Genomic DNA, 17,056 nt, shown 5'->3' with positions numbered 1-17,056 from the left:
ATACAGCGTCAGAGACGTATTTCAACGAGTGAGTAAATCTTGAGTAAGCGATTGTTGAAATCTGGGTTGGTTGTCAGCTCGATGACCTTGTTATCCCGGGTACTGGGTTTGGTCAGGGATGTCGTTATTGCCAACATGATTGGTGCCGGTGCTGCCGCAGACGTCTTCCTGTTTGCTAACCGAATTCCTAACTTTTTACGCCGTCTGTTTGCCGAAGGGGCGTTCTCGCAAGCCTTTGTGCCGGTACTGACCGAGTATCAAAAAGACGGCGATTTATCGAAGACGCGCGAATTTATCGCTAAGGTCTCCGGTACGTTAGGCGGTTTGGTCACCATCGTGACCTTGCTGGCGATGATTGGCTCGCCGGTGGTGGCGGCCATTTTCGGTACCGGCTGGTTCTTGGATTGGCTCAATGGCGGCCCTGATGCCGGTAAATATGAGCTCGCGTCATTCTTGCTGCGTATTACTTTCCCGTATCTGTGGTTTGTCACCTTGGTGGCCTTATCTGGCGCGGTGCTCAATACCATCGGTCAATTTGGGGTGGCGGCGTTTTCGCCGGTGCTGCTGAACGTGGCGATGATTGGCGCAGCGATTTGGATTGCCCCGCACACCCAATACCCGGAAGTGGGCTTGGCGATCGGTATTTTCTTAGGCGGTCTGCTGCAGTTTTTATTCCAGCTGCCGTACATGAAAAAAGCCGGGTTGCTGGTGAAGCCGAAATGGGCTTGGCATGATCCGGGGGTGAAAAAAATTCGCACCCTGATGATCCCCGCGCTGTTCGGGGTGTCGGTAAGTCAAATCAACTTGCTGCTCGACACCTTTATCGCCAGTTTCTTGATGACCGGCTCGATCAGTTATCTGTATTACTCTGATCGCCTGTTGGAGTTCCCGCTCGGTTTGTTCGGGATTGCCATCGCGACGGTGATTTTGCCGGCGCTGTCGCGTCGTCATAGCGAAAAAGAGGAAGGCGAGACGGTCAGCGAACGCTTTAGCCAGACTATGGATTGGGGGGTGCGCATGATTTTCCTGCTCGGCATCCCCGCCATGTTTGGCATTATGGTGCTGGCCAAGCCGATGATGATGGTGCTGTTTATGCGCGGCGAATTTACCTTTGCCGATGTGAATGCCGCTTCGTTATCCCTGCTGGCCTTCAACGCAGGTTTGGTGAGTTTCATGCTGATCAAAGTGCTGGCGCCGGGCTATTACGCGCGGCAAGACACCAAAACTCCGGTACGCTACGGCATCATCTCGATGATCAGTAACATGGGCTTTAACCTGCTGGCGATCCCGTTCAGTTATGTCGGCTTGGCGATGGCCTCGGCGATGTCTGGTACTCTCAACGCGTGGCTGCTGTATCGCGGTCTGGCGGTGAGCGGGGTGTACCGCATTCAACGCAATAGCGCGATTTTCATTGGTAAAGTGGCGTTGGCCGGTCTGGCGATGGCGGCCGCCGTAAGTTATTGCATGCCGGCGCTGAGCCTATGGCAAGCGCAGCATAATGGTATGCGGATGCTGTGGTTGGCTGGCCTGATTGGGCTCGCGGCTGTGGTCTATTTTGCCGCCCTTTTGCTGTTGGGCGTGCGCCCGCGCCATTTACGCGCAGATACTGACATCTCGCACTAAGACAATCGGGGCGGATGCGGTATAATCGGCGGCAATTTTGTATAAGATCTGACAGGGTAACGTGCCCATGGAGCTGATCCGCGGTATTCAGAACATCAAGCCACAGCATCACGGCTGTGTTCTGACGATTGGTAACTTTGACGGGGTGCATCTGGGGCATCAGGCAGTCTTGGCGCAAGTGAAGGCGCATGCTGTTGCGCTCGGTTTGCCACTGACGGCGATGGTGTTTGAGCCACAGCCGCAGGAGTTGTTTACCCCGGAATTGGCACCGGCTCGGTTGATGCGTCTGCGTGACAAGTATGTCCATCTGGCGCGCGCCGGTGTTGACCGGCTGCTGTGCGTCAGTTTTAACCACCATTTTGCGGCGATGAGCGCGGAGCGCTTTGTCGAAGAGTTGCTGGTTGAAAAGTTGGGTGTTAAGTTTCTGGGGGTAGGTGACGATTTTCGCTTTGGTGCTGGGCGGCATGGTGATTATGCCTTGTTGCAGCAGGCTGGCGCGAAACACGGCTTTGCCGTCGTCAACAACCACAGTTATTGCGTTGATGCGCTGCGGGTGAGCAGTACCGCTATCCGTCAGGCGTTATACCAAGATGATCTGGCTCAGGCGGAAAGCCTGCTCGGTCGGCCGTACAGTATCAGTGGCCGCGTCGCGCACGGTAACAAGCTCGGGCGAACCATTGGTTTCCCGACCGCCAACATTCCACTGAAGCGCCGCGTCGCGCCGGTCAATGGCGTGTATGCGGTGGAAGTGCTGGGGATTGGTGATACCCCCTTACCGGGCGTGGCGAATATCGGAACCCGCCCGACAGTTGATGGTGTGCGCCAGCAACTGGAAGTTCACCTGTTTGATATAAATGTAAATCTCTACGGCCGTCAGCTCGAAGTTGTGCTGCGGGAAAAAATCCGTCCGGAAATGCGTTTCAGTTCGTTTGAAGCGCTCACCGCGCAGATTGCGCAGGATGCCCGGACCGCCCGCCACTATTTCCACCTGCCGGTCGCAAGCTGACTTTTTCTTTTTGCCGAAAATACGGAATCGAGAATCAATGAGTGACAATAAATACCCTCTGAACCTTCCGGATACAGGGTTTCCGATGCGTGGCGACTTAGCCAAACGCGAACCTGGTATGTTGCAACGTTGGTATGATAACAATCTGTACGGCGCTATTCGTCAGGCGAAGAAGGGTAAGAAGTCCTTCATCCTGCATGATGGCCCACCGTACGCCAACGGTAACATTCACATTGGTCACTCCGTAAACAAGATCCTCAAAGACATTATTATTAAGTCCAAAGGACTGTCCGGCTTTGATTCTCCGTACATTCCGGGCTGGGACTGCCACGGCCTGCCAATTGAACTGAAAGTAGAACAACTGGTCGGTAAGCCGGGCGAAAAAGTGTCTGCGGCTGAATTCCGTGCGGCGTGCCGTAAGTATGCTGCCGAGCAGGTGGAAGGTCAGAAGAAAGACTTTATCCGTCTGGGCGTATTGGGTGACTGGGATCATCCGTACCTGACCATGGATTTTGGCACCGAAGCCAACATCATCCGTTCACTGGCCAAGATTGTCGGTAACGGTCACCTGCACAAAGGTGCTAAACCGGTGCACTGGTGTACCGAATGTCGTTCTGCGTTGGCAGAAGCCGAAGTGGAATACTACGACAAGACCTCCCCAGCCATTGATGTGCGTTTCAATGTAGCGGACGAAGCGGCGTTCCTGGCTAAGTTCGGTACTGACGCCGGTCACGGCACCATCTCGGTGGTGATCTGGACCACTACCCCATGGACGCTGCCAGCTAACCGTGCGGTTGCTCTGAATGCCGATCTGGAATACCAACTGATCCAAGCCGGCGACGAGCGTCTGATTTTGGCTGCTGATTTGGCCGAAAGCGTGCTTAAGCGTGCCGGTATCGAAGGCGCGCAAGTGCTGGGTACATGCCGTGGCTCGGATCTGGAGCTGCTGACGCTGCAACACCCATTCTATGATTTCACCGTACCGGTGATCTTGGGTGAGCACGTGACCACTGATGCCGGTACCGGTGCGGTACACACAGCGCCAGGTCACGGTCAGGAAGACTTCGTGGTCGGTCAGAAATACCATCTGGAAGTGGCCAACCCGGTTGCGCCGGACGGCACTTACCTGCCAGATACCCCGCTGTTTGCCGGTCAGTCTGTGTTCAAAGCCAATGATTCTGTGCTGGACGTACTGCGTGAGCGCGGCGCGCTGCTGCACTTTGAAAAATTCCTGCACAGCTACCCACACTGCTGGCGTCATAAAACGCCGATCATCTTCCGTGCTACCCCGCAGTGGTTTATCAGCATGGAACAAGCCGGTCTGCGTCAGCAAGCACTGAACGAAATCAAAGGCGTGAAGTGGATCCCGGATTGGGGTCAGGCACGTATCGAGACCATGGTAGCCAACCGTCCTGACTGGTGTATCTCCCGTCAGCGTACGTGGGGCGTGCCAATTGCGCTGTTCGTGCATAAAGACACCGAAGCACTGCATCCTCGCTCGGTCGAGTTGATGGAGGAAGTGGCGAAACGCGTTGAAGAAAAAGGCATTCAAGCGTGGTGGGATCTGGATCCGACTGAGATCTTAGGTAGCGATGCCGCCGATTACGTGAAAGTGCCTGATACATTGGATGTGTGGTTCGACTCCGGTTCAACTCATGCTTCCGTGGTTGATGCGCGCCCAGAATTCAACGGCCACAGCGCCGATCTGTATCTGGAAGGCTCTGACCAACACCGTGGCTGGTTTATGTCATCATTGATGATCTCCACCGCGATGAAAGGCACCGCGCCATACCGCGAAGTGCTGACCCACGGTTTCACCGTCGATGGTCAAGGTCGTAAGATGTCTAAATCCGTGGGCAACGTGGTGAGCCCGCAGGATGTGATGAACAAACTGGGCGGCGATATTCTGCGTCTGTGGGTTGCCTCAACCGACTACACCGCTGAAATGGCGGTATCGGATGAGATCCTCAAGCGTTCTGCCGATGCTTATCGTCGTATCCGTAACACCGCACGTTTCTTGCTGGCTAACCTGAACGGTTTCGATCCGAAACTGCATATGGTGCAACCAGAAGAGATGGTGGTACTGGATCGCTGGGCGGTAGGTCGTGCGCAAGCGGCGCAGGCTGAAATCATCAAAGCCTACGAAGAGTATGATTTCCACATGGTGGTGCAGCGTCTGATGCAGTTCTGCTCCGTGGAGATGGGGTCGTTCTATCTGGATATCATCAAAGATCGCCAGTACACCGCGAAAACCGATGGCATCGCTCGTCGTAGCTGCCAGACTGCGCTGTATCACATCGCTGAAGCGCTGGTACGTTGGATGGCGCCAATCATGTCCTTCACTGCCGACGAAATCTGGAACTTCCTGCCAGGTGAGCGTTCAGAGTTTGTATTCACTGAAGAGTGGTACGACGGTCTGTTCGGTTTGGCGGAAGGCGAAGTGATGAACGATGCCTACTGGGCTGAGCTTCTGAACGTGCGTGGTGAAGTGAACAAGGTGATTGAGCAGGCGCGTAACGACAAGAAAGTCGGTGGCTCGCTGGAAGCGGAAGTGACCCTGTTTGCCGAGGCCTCTTTGCAGCAGAAACTGGCCGCGCTCGGTGACGAGCTGCGCTTCGTACTGCTGACCTCCAAGGCCGATGTGGCGGCACTGGACAATGCACCGGCTGAAGCCGTAGCGACCGAAAACAAAGGACTGACGATCAAGCTGATCCGCTCCGAGAATGCCAAGTGTCCACGTTGCTGGCACTACGCGGCAGACATCGGTAGCGTTGCTGCGCACCCGACACTGTGCGGTCGTTGTGTAACTAACATTGCCGGTGACGGCGAAACACGTAAGTTTGCCTGATGAAGAAACCTTTATTATCGACAGGATTGCGCTGGTTGTGGCTATCTGCATTGGTGTTTGTACTGGATATCGGTAGCAAACTCTGGTTTATGAACCACCTAGCGCTGTATGAGCTGATCCCGGTAACGTCATTTTTTAATCTGACGTATGTACAAAATCCGGGGGCAGCGTTCAGCTTTTTAGCCGAACATAGCGGTTGGCAGCGTTGGTTCTTTGCCGCCATCGCCCTGTTGGTAACCGGTGCTCTGAGTGTCTGGATGTATCGCACTCCGGCCAGCCACAAGCTGGCCAACGGTGCCTACGCCCTGATTATCGGTGGTGCGCTGGGTAACCTGTTTGACCGACTGGTCCATGGTTTTGTGGTCGACTTCCTCGATTTTTATTGGGGAAGCTATCACTGGCCGGCCTTCAATCTGGCCGATGTCGCCATCTGTGTCGGTGCGGCGCTGGTGGTGCTGGAAGGTTTTCTGGCTCCGGCCGATGACAGTGCATCTTCAGGGAAATCCGATCAGGCGCGCTAATTCGGCGTCTGGCCTAGGTTTTTTACTTAGGTGTGAAAATGAAAATAGGGCGCCGGCTTATATCAACATCGGTCGGCGACCGGCCAACAGGCTGGCTTCGGCCGGCCTGTTGCTTAAGCAAACGACCTTGTAGCTTTTACGTGCGGTGATGAACGCATCATCGCCACCAAAAGACCATCCAAGGCTTAGGGATCAAGCGCCGCGATAAGGAAATGACAGTATGGACGCAAGCAGTATGGAAGCCCGCATTGGACCGAATAGCCAAGTTCTGATCCACTTTGATTTATGGTTGGCGGATGGCAGTGCCGCAGACTCGACCCGCACTCAGGGCAAGCCGGCACTGTTTCAGCTCGGCAACCGCTCGTTATCACCGGCACTGGAAGCACAGTTGCAAGGCCTGAAAGCTGGCGATACTAAGTGCTTTACGCTGCAACCGGAAGAGGCCTTTGGCCTGCCAAGTCCTGATAACGTGTACCATTTTGAGCGTAGCCGGTTCAGTACTGAAACCGAGCCGCAACCGGGTATGATCATGCTGTTTGCCCAGCCGGGCGGGCAGGAGATCCCGGGCATGATTAAGGCGGTTGCCGGCGAATCGGTTACCGTTGATTTTAACCACCCCTTGGCTGGACAAGTTGCTACCTTCGATCTTGAGGTAATGGCAGTGCATCCGGCCGCTGACTAAGAGACAACTGCATGCAGATCCTGTTAGCCAATCCCCGTGGTTTTTGTGCCGGCGTTGACCGTGCGATCAGCATTGTCGAGCGGGCGCTGGAGTTATATGGCGCGCCGATTTATGTTCGCCATGAAGTGGTGCATAACCGCTACGTTGTGGAGGGATTGCGCCAGCGCGGGGCCGTGTTTGTCGAAGATTTGCATGAAGTGCCGGATGGCTGCATCGTGATCTTCTCGGCGCATGGTGTCTCGCAGGCGGTGCGCGCCGAGGCCAAATCACGCGATCTGAGCGTGTTTGATGCTACCTGTCCACTGGTGACGAAGGTGCATATGGAAGTCGCGCGTGCTAGCCGCAAGGGCATGGAGGCGGTGCTGATTGGCCATGCTGGTCACCCTGAAGTGGAAGGCACCATGGGCCAGTACAGCAATCCGCAAGGTGGCATGTATCTGGTGGAGTCGCCCGAGGATGTGGCGAAACTGGTGGTCAAAAACCCAGAAAATCTGTGCTTCATGACCCAGACCACGCTGTCGGTGGATGATACGTCAGAAGTGATTGATGCACTGCGTCAGCATTTCCCGGCCATCATCGGTCCGCGCAAAGACGACATCTGTTATGCCACCACCAACCGGCAAGAGGCGGTACGCCAGTTAGCCGAGCAGGCACAAGTGGTGCTGGTGGTCGGCTCGAAAAACTCGTCTAACTCGAATCGCTTAGCTGAGCTGGCGCGTCGAGCGGGGAAAGCCGCCTATCTGATTGATGGTGCGGAAGATATCGATGAAGCGTGGTTGCAGGGCGTGGACACTGTCGGCGTTACGGCGGGCGCATCAGCGCCAGAGGTGTTGGTGCAGGCCGTGATTGCCCGCTTGCAAGACCTCGGAGCGGTGACTGTTACCGAAACCGAAGGGCGAGAAGAAAACATCACCTTTGAGGTACCACGCGAATTGCGGGTGCAGCAAATTGATTAAAGGTTAAATAAAAAGGAAGCCACGGGCTTCCTTTTTTGTGTTTACCGGCTCAGGGTCGGCAGCGGATTACAACAAAAAAGGAAGAGACATGATCAAAATCGCAATTGCCGGCGCCGCCGGTCGTATGGGACGTCAACTGATTCAGGCTGTGTATGCCGCCTCCGGCGTTACACTGGGCGCCGCCCTTGAGCGCTCCGGCTCCAGCTTGATTGGTGCGGATGCTGGCGAATTGGCCGGTGTCGGTCCATTGGGGGTGACGGTACAAGAGTCACTGGATGCTATCGGCAATGATTTCGATATCCTGATCGACTTTACCGTACCGGCCGCCACCTTGACCCATTTGGCTTATTGCCGTCAGCACGGCAAACATATGGTGATCGGGACCACTGGTTTTGATGCTGACGGTAAGCAGGCGATTGCCGATGCCAGTGCCGACATCGGGATCGTGTTTGCCTCTAACTTTAGTGTGGGCGTCAATCTGGTATTCAAGCTGTTGGAAAAAGCGGCGCAGGTGATGGGCGATTACACCGATATCGAAATCATCGAAGCGCACCATCGTCATAAAATTGATGCACCATCCGGTACTGCGTTATCGATGGGAGAAGTGATTGCTGACACGCTAGGGCGGGATTTATCACAATGCGCCGTGTACAGCCGTGAAGGGATCACCGGAGAGCGCCCACGCGACAGCATCGGTTTTGCGACCGTGCGTGCAGGCGACATCGTTGGTGAGCACACCGTGATGTTTGCTGATATCGGCGAGCGAGTGGAGATTTCACACAAGGCATCCAGCCGCATGACCTTTGCTAATGGCGCTGTGCGCGCAGCAAACTGGTTGCATAATCAGCCGGCAGGGCTGTATGACATGAAGGATGTGCTTGGGTTGCACAACCTTTAATGGTGTGTTACTCGCGGGGCGAGTGACACGTTCGTAAGCATGCATATTACCGTGCACTTTTCTTGTTAAAATAAGTGTTTCATATCAAAATCGCACTATTGATGTCATTAGTTGGTGTCTTGTGCGGTTTTTTTTTGTCTTTTTCCATTTATCGATATTTTTTCCGTTTTTACTGCGTGCTTTGCTGCTGGTAAAAGTTATCTCTTCATGCAAACGGTTATCTTTTGTGTTTTTATCTTACTTTTGGCGCTGGCGTGGCGTTATTTTGCTGTGTTGGTGGTTTTTGTGTCTAAAGTGGGAGTTTTTTCTGGACAAGCGGTAAGCCCGTCTATAGAATTCGCGCAATTTGCCAAAAATTCATTATTTAACATGATTGACAGCGCTTTTGGCTCTCATGTATGAATGGTTATGTGGTAAAAAAGATTAAATATTCATGGAGGTTGTTTTGAGTAGGTCGGCACTGTTAGTTCTCGAAGACGGCACAGTCTTCAAAGGTACCGCAATCGGCGCAGAAGGCTCGGCGGTCGGCGAAGTTGTTTTTAATACCTCGATGACCGGTTACCAAGAAATTCTTACTGATCCTTCGTATTCCCGCCAGATTGTTACTCTTACTTATCCTCATATTGGCAATGTCGGCACCAACCCAGAAGATGAAGAATCCCCCGCCGTTCATGCTCAAGGTCTTGTAATTCGTGATTTACCCCTGATTGCCAGTAACTTCCGCAGTACCGAAACCCTTTCTGATTACCTCAAACGCCACAACGTTGTCGGCATCGCTGATATTGATACCCGCAAATTGACCCGCATTCTGCGCGAAAAAGGTGCCCAAAATGGTTGCATCATTGCCGGCGCACAGCCAGATGCCGCGCTGGCGCTGGAAAAAGCGCGCGCCTTTGGCGGTTTGAGTGGTCTGGATTTAGCCAAAGAAGTCACCACTGCCGAAGCTTACAACTGGACGCAAGGTAGTTGGACGCTGCAAAACGGCCTGCCACAGGCAGCAAACAATGATGACCTGCCATTCCATGTGGTGGCGTATGACTACGGTGTGAAGCGCAATATCCTGCGGATGTTGGTGGACCGAGGTTGCCGCCTGACTGTTGTTCCGGCGCAAACGCCAGCGGCGGATGTGCTGGCGCTCAATCCGGATGGGGTGTTCCTGTCCAACGGTCCAGGCGACCCAGCGCCGTGTGATTACGCGATTAGCGCTATTGAAGAGCTGCTGCAGCACGATATCCCTGTTTTTGGTATCTGCTTAGGTCACCAGCTGTTAGCTCTGGCCTCCGGGGCCAAGACTGTGAAGATGAAGTTCGGCCACCACGGCGGCAACCATCCGGTGAAAGATTTAGACCGTAATGTAGTGATGATCACCGCGCAAAACCACGGTTTTGCCGTAGATGAAGCCACGTTGCCAGCCACTTTACGTGCAACCCACGTGTCACTGTTTGATGGCTCGTTGCAGGGTATTCACCGTACGGATAAGCCAGCATTTAGCTTCCAAGGTCACCCGGAAGCAAGCCCAGGCCCGCACGATGCCGCACCACTGTTTGATCACTTCATCGAATTGATTGAGCAATATCGTCAGAACCAAAACGCAAACCAGCAATAATCAGCCGCAGCAGCAGGAGTTGTTAAGCAATGCCAAAACGTACTGATCTTAAAAGTATTCTAATCCTGGGTGCGGGTCCGATTGTTATCGGTCAGGCGTGTGAATTTGACTATTCCGGCGCGCAGGCCTGTAAGGCGCTGCGTGAAGAGGGTTACCGCGTTATTCTGGTTAACTCCAATCCGGCGACCATCATGACTGACCCTGAAATGGCTGATGCGACTTATATCGAGCCGGTGCAGTGGCAAGTCGTGCGCAAAATCATTGAAAAAGAGCGCCCAGATGCGGTGCTGCCAACCATGGGCGGCCAGACGGCACTGAACTGTGCGCTGGATCTGGAGCGTCATGGCGTGCTGGCGGAATTCGGGGTGGAGATGATCGGTGCGACCGCCGACGCCATTGATAAAGCCGAAGACCGTCGCCGTTTTGATCAGGCGATGAAGAAAATCGGTCTGGATACCGCGCGCTGCGGTATCGCACACTCCATGGAAGAAGCCTACGGTGTACAAGAACAAGTGGGTTTCCCGTGCATCATTCGCCCTTCATTTACGATGGGCGGCACCGGTGGCGGTATTGCATACAACCGTGAAGAGTTCGAGGAAATCTGTACCCGTGGTCTGGACTTGTCGCCAACCAACGAGCTGCTGATTGACGAATCGCTGATCGGTTGGAAAGAGTACGAGATGGAAGTGGTGCGGGATAAGAACGACAACTGCATCATCGTTTGCTCGATTGAAAACTTAGATCCGATGGGGATCCACACCGGTGACTCCATTACGGTTGCGCCGGCACAAACCCTGACCGACAAAGAATACCAACTGATGCGTAACGCCTCGATGGCGGTACTGCGTGAAATCGGCGTGGAAACCGGCGGCTCAAACGTGCAATTCTCGGTTAACCCGAAAGATGGCCGCATGATTGTCATCGAGATGAACCCGCGTGTATCGCGCTCCTCGGCGCTGGCGTCTAAAGCCACGGGCTTCCCGATTGCCAAAGTGGCAGCCAAATTGGCAGTCGGCTACACCTTGGATGAGCTGATGAACGACATCACCGGTGGCCGCACCCCGGCGTCCTTCGAGCCGTCGATTGACTATGTCGTCACCAAGATCCCGCGCTTTAACTTTGAAAAATTTGCTGGTGCCAATGACCGCCTGACCACCCAGATGAAGTCTGTCGGTGAGGTGATGGCGATTGGTCGTAACCAGCAAGAGTCGCTGCAAAAAGCGCTGCGTGGTCTGGAAGTGGGCGCGACCGGTTTCGATCCGAAGGTGAATCTGGATGATGCTGACGCGCTGACGCGCATCCGCTATGAGCTGAAAGAAGCTGGCTCTGACCGCATCTGGTATCTGGCCGATGCCTTCCGTGCTGGCCTGTCAGTGGATGGCGTGCATAACCTGACCAACATCGACCGCTGGTTCTTGGTGCAAATTGAAGAGCTGGTGCGTTTGGAAGAGAAAGTGGCCGAGGTGGGCTTTGCTGGTCTGGATGCTGACTTCCTGCGCGTGCTTAAGCGTAAAGGTTTCTCCGATGCGCGTCTGGCTAAACTGGTTGGCGTGTCAGAAACTGAGCTGCGCAAACTGCGTTATCGTCATGAGATTTTCCCCGTCTACAAGCGCGTAGATACCTGCGCCGCCGAGTTTGCCACCGATACGGCGTACCTGTACTCCACCTATGATGAAGAGTGTGAGTCGAACCCAACCAACCGTGACAAGATCATGGTGTTGGGTGGTGGTCCAAACCGTATCGGTCAGGGTATCGAGTTTGACTACTGCTGCGTGCACGCCTCACTGGCGCTGCGTGAAGACGGTTACGAGACCATCATGGTCAACTGTAACCCTGAAACGGTGTCCACTGACTACGACACCTCCGATCGTCTGTACTTCGAGCCAGTTACGCTGGAAGATGTACTGGAAATCGTCCGCGTTGAACAGCCAAAAGGCGTGATTGTTCAGTACGGTGGCCAAACGCCACTGAAACTGGCGCGTGCGCTGGAAGCGGCTGGGGTACCGGTAATTGGTACCAGTCCGGATGCGATTGACCGCGCCGAAGACCGTGAGCGTTTCCAACAGGCGGTAAACCGTCTGGGTCTGAAGCAGCCGAAGAACGCCACCGTGACAGCGATGGAGCAAGCGGTTGAGCAGGCTAAACAGCTGGGTTACCCGCTGGTGGTGCGCCCGTCTTATGTGCTGGGTGGCCGCGCGATGGAAATCGTGTTCGATGAAGTCGATCTGCGCCGTTACTTCACCACGGCGGTCAGTGTGTCTAACGATGCACCAGTACTGCTGGATTGCTTCTTAGATGATGCGATTGAAGTGGATGTGGACGCCATTTGCGACGGTCAGCAAGTGCTGATTGGCGGCATCATGGAGCACATCGAGCAAGCGGGGGTACACTCCGGTGACTCTGCCTGTTCACTGCCAGCTTACACCCTGAGCCAAGAGATTCAGGATGTGATCCGCCAGCAAGTGGAAAAACTGGCCTTCGAGCTGTGTGTTCGCGGTCTGATGAATGCCCAGTTTGCGGTGAAGAACAACGAAGTTTACCTGATTGAAGTGAACCCGCGTGCCGCGCGTACCGTGCCGTTTGTTTCCAAGGCGATTGGCGTGCCATTGGCGAAGATTGCCGCGCGTGTCATGGCCGGTCAAAGCTTGGCAGCGCAAGGTGTGACGCGCGAAGTGATCCCACCATACTACTCAGTCAAAGAAGTAGTACTGCCGTTTAACAAGTTCCCTGGCGTTGACCCACTGTTAGGCCCAGAAATGCGCTCTACCGGTGAAGTGATGGGCGTTGGTAACACCTTCGCCGAAGCGTTTGGTAAAGGCTTGCTGGGCGGTAACTACAAAGTGCCGCGTCAAGGACGTGCGCTGCTGTCGGTGCGTCACGGTGACAAGAAACGTGTAATTGACTTGGCGGCTAAGTTGCTGAAGTTGGGCTTTGAGCTGGATGCGACGCACGGTACCGCCGTGGTACTGGGTGAGGCGGGGATTAACCCACGTCTGGTGAACAAGGTGCACGAAGGCCGTCCGCATATTCAAGACCGCATTAAAAACGGTGAGTACACCTACATCATCAACACCGCCGAAGGTCGTCAGGCGATTGAAGACTCTAAGCTGCTGCGCCGCAGCGCCCTGCAGTACAAGGTGCACTATGATACTACTTTGAATGGTGCCTTTGCCACCGCGATGGCGATGGCGGCAGACCCAACCGCTAGCGTGATTTCGGTACAGGAAATGCACCAATTGGTGAAATAAGCGCGATAATCCGTACGTCGCACTTATCGCAAACTTGCTTATAAGCGATGAAGAAACAAAAAGCCCGCCATTTGGCGGGCTTTTTTATGCTACATATCAGCCGATGCGATTCTTGCGGCGGCGCAGCTGACCAATAATCTCACCAGTAGGCGTGCGTTTTACAGCTTGTCGCGCCTTGTTACCTCTGCTGACACTCAGTCTGGGCAGAGGATTGGTTACAATTTTGTACGCTGCCGGCAGTTGCAAGCCAGCACAGTAATAACGATGGGCTGGCATTCCAGAGGCGGAATTACTGGTTATAAATCGCCTTGTACAGCTGACCTTCAAATTTGTTCAGCCCAGCACGGCGGGTGCGGTGATCCAGCGCCGAATAGCTGGAGACAAACTGCACGAACGCCACCTGTTGGCCGCTGGCGGTTCGCATGAAACCGGCCAGATTGTATACCCCTTGCAGTGCGCCCGTTTTGGCGTGCACCTGACCTTTGAGCGGAGCTTCACGCACGCTGGCGCGATAGCGCAACGTGCCATCCGTGCCGGAAACTGGCAGCATCGCGATGATCCCTAATTGATCGTCGTGCTTGGCGATGTACTGCAAGGTATCCATCATGGTTTGCGCTGACACCAAGTTATGGCGCGACAAACCGGAGCCATCGGCCATGACGGTGTTACCAAAACGTACCCCAGCTTGTTTGGACAAAATCGCACGCACCGCATCAGAGCCGGCGCGGAAGGTGCCCGGTACATTAAAGTAGTGGTGACCGACGGTGCGGAACATTACATCGGCAATCTGGTTGTCCGATTCTTTGAGCATGATCTTCAGCAGCTCAGGCAGCGGCTTAGAGTTGTTTTCCGCCAGCACGGTTGGCATCGCTACCGGATCGTTACTGATTTTGGTTTGCCCGCTGATGCTAATCCCCGCGCGCGTCAGCTCTTGGCGCACAATGCCGGCGGCATAGGCGGAAGGGTCTTGTACCGAGAAACTCAAACCAAACGGCTCTTTTTGCTGCACCAAACAACCGGTGAGTACGTAACGGTTGTTATCTCGCGGCTGAACATCCAACTCACAGTAGCGTGCTTCCGGCATTTTACGTGTCACGGTTTTCACTTCGCTGACCACGGTCACCGGATACCGAGAGGCTACCGAAGCCGTGGCCAGATTGCCCGGTGTCGCTGCGCTATTGAGCACGGCATAAAAGCAGTTGCCGTCAATGGAGGCGGCTGCCGGCAGGGCATTAAAGCACTGGGTCAAATCGTTCCACGACCAGCCGGGAGCCTTATCGTGGCTACCAAAAACGGAGGTATCAATCACCAGATTGCCCATCACCTGTTTGATGTTTTGCTGGGCTAAACGGTTCGCCATCAGTCGAATTTGATCGCGGGTCAGGCGCGGATCACCACTGAAACTGACCACCAGATCGCCCCACACCTTATTTTCTCGCACTTGCGCCGCGGTGCCCATCTTGGTTGGGAAACGAAAATCGGGGCCTAATTCCAGCATGGCGGCCAGCGCCGTAAAGACTTTCTGTGTACTGGCCGGTAACACCAGCTTGTCGGCCTGATAGGCCACCAGAGGCTGCGCGCCGTTAGTGGGTTGTACTAAAAGAGAAAGCTGGGTGCCAGGAGGCAACGCCTGCTCATAGTCGGTAACCGGAATGACACTGGCTGCCACTGGCAGCGAGAATACACAGGCGGCCACGGCCGCAGAAGTCAAAAAACGCATGATAAACAACAGGTGAGTAGATGTACTGGCATACTATGAATAAAGAGTGAAAAAGTAAACGATGACCCATCGTTCACTCCAAGTTAGAATACAGGCTAGAATAGAAGAACAGTTTAACGGATACCAGTCCCGGCTTCACAGTCAGGGTCAGGTGTCTTTTTGCGTTTTCATACGCCTCAAGATAAAAAAACAGTTCGTTTGTAAGGGGTAATTAGCTTTATGAACCAGATTCCAATGACCGTGCGTGGTGCAGAGAAGCTGCGCGAAGAGCTCGAGTACCTGAAAAACGTGCGTCGTCCCGAAATCATTGATGCCATTGCCGAAGCCCGTGAACACGGTGATCTGAAAGAAAACGCCGAATACCACGCAGCTCGTGAACAGCAAGGTTTCTGCGAAGGTCGAATTCAAGAGATTGAAGGCAAACTGTCTAATTGCCAGATCATTGATATCACTAAGATGCCAAACAATGGCCGCGTGATCTTTGGTGCGACAGTGACCGTTTTTAACACTGACAGCGAAGAAGAGCTGACCTACCGTATCGTGGGTGATGATGAGGCTGATTTCAAACAGAACCTGATCTCAGTGAACTCGCCAATTGCACGTGGCCTGATTGGCAAAGAGCAAGACGATGTGGTGGTGATCCGTACCCCTGGTGGCGAAGTCGAGTTCGAAATTTTGAACGTGCAGTACCTCTGAGTCTGGCACTTTTCGCTACACTTACCGTTTGGGACTCGGTGTTACACTGAGGTTCGGCTGCGCCAGCGTGAAGCGGGTGGCTGATACCAAGACGGTATAATAAAAAAGGCCGTTATACGGCCTTTTTGGTATCACGTACCGGAATGAAACGGTTACCCGTTGCCATGAACCGGTTTCGGTAATGTGCGGTACGGCTGGTTATTAGCGAGGCAGAACGATTTTGCGTTCTTCGCTTGGACGGAACAGAACCAGAATATTACCGATCACCTGAACTTTCAGGGCACCGGTTTCACGTACGATAGCATCAACGATCAGGGCTTTGGTTTCACGCTCTTCGGCGGCAACCTTCACTTTGATCAGCTCGTGGTGGTTCAGGGCGTTGTCGATTTCAGCCAGCACACCCTCGGTCAGGCCGTTAGCGCCAAGCAGTACCACGGGTTTCAGTGGATGGGCCAGCCCTTTGAGGTGCTGCTTTTGTTTGTTCGTGAGCGTCATGGTGCTTTTTTCACTCTTAAGGTTGAAAACGCGGCATTCTAACGCCATCTAGGGTTTATCACCAAGCGTGCGAGGCAATTCCGCGTAGTTTGTTTGCGTATTTGGATAGAATATGGTTAAGAAGAAGCGCACAGGCAGTTCATCCCGTTGGTTGGATGAACACTTCCACGATAAGTATGTACAAGAAGCGCAGAAATTGGGATTGCGTTCTCGAGCTTATTTTAAGCTTAAAGAGATCCAGCAGTCAGATAAATTATTCAAGCCTGGCATGACCATTGTGGATCTGGGTGCTGCGCCGGGAGGTTGGTCACAATATGTCGTTGATCAGATTGGTGATCAAGGGCATGTTATAGCCTGTGATATTTTGCCGATGGATCCGATTGTCGGCGTGGATTTTCTGCAGGGCGATTTTCGTGAAGAGGCGGTGCTCAATGCGCTGCTCGAGCGTACCGGCCAGGGCCAAGTCGATGTGGTGATGTCAGACATGGCGCCAAACATGAGCGGTAATTCGGTGGTTGACCAACCGCGCGCGATGTATCTGGTCGAGCTGGCTTTGGATATGTGCCGTCAGGTATTGGTGCCCAAGGGAGCCTTTGTGGTCAAAGTTTTTCAAGGAGATGGATTTGACGATTACCTCAATGAAGTACGGAAAATGTTTACGACTGTAAAAATTCGTAAGCCAGACTCTTCGCGGTCCCGATCGCGAGAAGTTTACATTGTGGCTACAGGGTACAAACTGTAGTACTCTAGCTAAAGT

The 17,056-nt window shown here is 53.9% G+C and carries 14 protein-coding genes; 12 read left to right on the top strand and 2 right to left on the bottom strand.

Annotation, left to right across the window (positions count from 1 at the left end; all coding sequences use genetic code 11):
- Positions 1-39 precede the first annotated feature (39 nt).
- The 10 genes from murJ (at position 40) to carB (ending at position 13,388) form a co-directional block, all read left to right on the top strand.
- The gene (gene murJ / locus L975_RS07560) at positions 40-1,623 is read left to right on the top strand and encodes a murein biosynthesis integral membrane protein MurJ (protein ID WP_047707983.1); all 1,584 of its coding nucleotides are present in this window, start codon (positions 40-42) and stop codon (positions 1,621-1,623) included.
- Positions 1,624-1,690: 67 nt separating this feature from the next.
- Complete coding sequence (ribF, locus tag L975_RS07555; RefSeq protein ID WP_010864617.1) at positions 1,691-2,629, top strand: bifunctional riboflavin kinase/FAD synthetase; 939 nt, start codon at positions 1,691-1,693, stop codon at positions 2,627-2,629.
- 37 nt (positions 2,630-2,666) lie between these two features.
- Positions 2,667-5,477, top strand: coding sequence for an isoleucine--tRNA ligase (gene ileS, locus L975_RS07550; protein ID WP_047707982.1), 2,811 nt, complete (start codon positions 2,667-2,669; stop codon positions 5,475-5,477).
- Positions 5,477-5,998, top strand: coding sequence for a signal peptidase II (lspA, locus tag L975_RS07545; protein WP_010864615.1), 522 nt, complete (start codon positions 5,477-5,479; stop codon positions 5,996-5,998). Before ileS ends, lspA begins: the two co-directional genes overlap by 1 nt.
- A gap of 235 nt (positions 5,999-6,233) precedes the next feature.
- Entirely contained in the window at positions 6,234-6,680 is a 447-nt protein-coding gene (gene fkpB / locus L975_RS07540; RefSeq protein ID WP_047708005.1) for an FKBP-type peptidyl-prolyl cis-trans isomerase, read from the top strand.
- 11 nt (positions 6,681-6,691) lie between these two features.
- Complete coding sequence (ispH, locus tag L975_RS07535; protein WP_010864613.1) at positions 6,692-7,636, top strand: 4-hydroxy-3-methylbut-2-enyl diphosphate reductase; 945 nt, start codon at positions 6,692-6,694, stop codon at positions 7,634-7,636.
- 88 nt (positions 7,637-7,724) lie between these two features.
- The gene (dapB, locus tag L975_RS07530; protein WP_047707981.1) at positions 7,725-8,534 is read left to right on the top strand and encodes a 4-hydroxy-tetrahydrodipicolinate reductase; all 810 of its coding nucleotides are present in this window, start codon (positions 7,725-7,727) and stop codon (positions 8,532-8,534) included.
- Between the two features lie 207 nt (positions 8,535-8,741).
- Positions 8,742-8,936 (top strand): hypothetical protein, encoded by a 195-nt coding sequence (locus L975_RS07525; RefSeq protein ID WP_156121128.1) that lies wholly within the window; start codon positions 8,742-8,744, stop codon positions 8,934-8,936.
- A 43-nt stretch (positions 8,937-8,979) separates the two neighbouring features.
- The gene (carA, locus tag L975_RS07520; RefSeq protein ID WP_036770580.1) at positions 8,980-10,140 is read left to right on the top strand and encodes a glutamine-hydrolyzing carbamoyl-phosphate synthase small subunit; all 1,161 of its coding nucleotides are present in this window, start codon (positions 8,980-8,982) and stop codon (positions 10,138-10,140) included.
- A 29-nt stretch (positions 10,141-10,169) separates the two neighbouring features.
- Positions 10,170-13,388 (top strand): carbamoyl-phosphate synthase large subunit, encoded by a 3,219-nt coding sequence (gene carB / locus L975_RS07515; RefSeq protein WP_010864609.1) that lies wholly within the window; start codon positions 10,170-10,172, stop codon positions 13,386-13,388.
- 289 nt (positions 13,389-13,677) lie between these two features.
- On the opposite strand, the gene dacB is transcribed toward carB, so the two are convergent.
- Positions 13,678-15,108 (bottom strand): serine-type D-Ala-D-Ala carboxypeptidase, encoded by a 1,431-nt coding sequence (dacB, locus tag L975_RS07505; protein ID WP_039045851.1) that lies wholly within the window; start codon positions 15,106-15,108, stop codon positions 13,678-13,680.
- 219 nt (positions 15,109-15,327) lie between these two features.
- Between dacB and greA the strand changes: the two genes are divergently transcribed.
- The gene (gene greA, locus L975_RS07500) at positions 15,328-15,804 is read left to right on the top strand and encodes a transcription elongation factor GreA (protein ID WP_010864607.1); all 477 of its coding nucleotides are present in this window, start codon (positions 15,328-15,330) and stop codon (positions 15,802-15,804) included.
- A gap of 201 nt (positions 15,805-16,005) precedes the next feature.
- Here the strand turns inward: greA and yhbY are convergent, their stop codons facing one another.
- Entirely contained in the window at positions 16,006-16,299 is a 294-nt protein-coding gene (yhbY, locus tag L975_RS07495) for a ribosome assembly RNA-binding protein YhbY (RefSeq protein ID WP_010864606.1), read from the bottom strand.
- Positions 16,300-16,411: 112 nt separating this feature from the next.
- On the opposite strand from yhbY, the gene rlmE reads away from it, so the two are divergent.
- On the top strand, positions 16,412-17,041 hold the full coding sequence (gene rlmE, locus L975_RS07490; protein ID WP_010864605.1) for a 23S rRNA (uridine(2552)-2'-O)-methyltransferase RlmE: 630 nt from the start codon (positions 16,412-16,414) through the stop codon (positions 17,039-17,041).
- The last annotated feature ends 15 nt before the right edge of the window (positions 17,042-17,056 follow it).

This window comes from Plesiomonas sp. ZOR0011 (genome assembly GCF_000800945.1).
Lineage (GTDB): Bacteria > Pseudomonadota > Gammaproteobacteria > Enterobacterales > CAMTGL01 > Plesiomonas > Plesiomonas shigelloides.
This window is presented reverse-complemented; position numbering and strand designations above follow the sequence as displayed.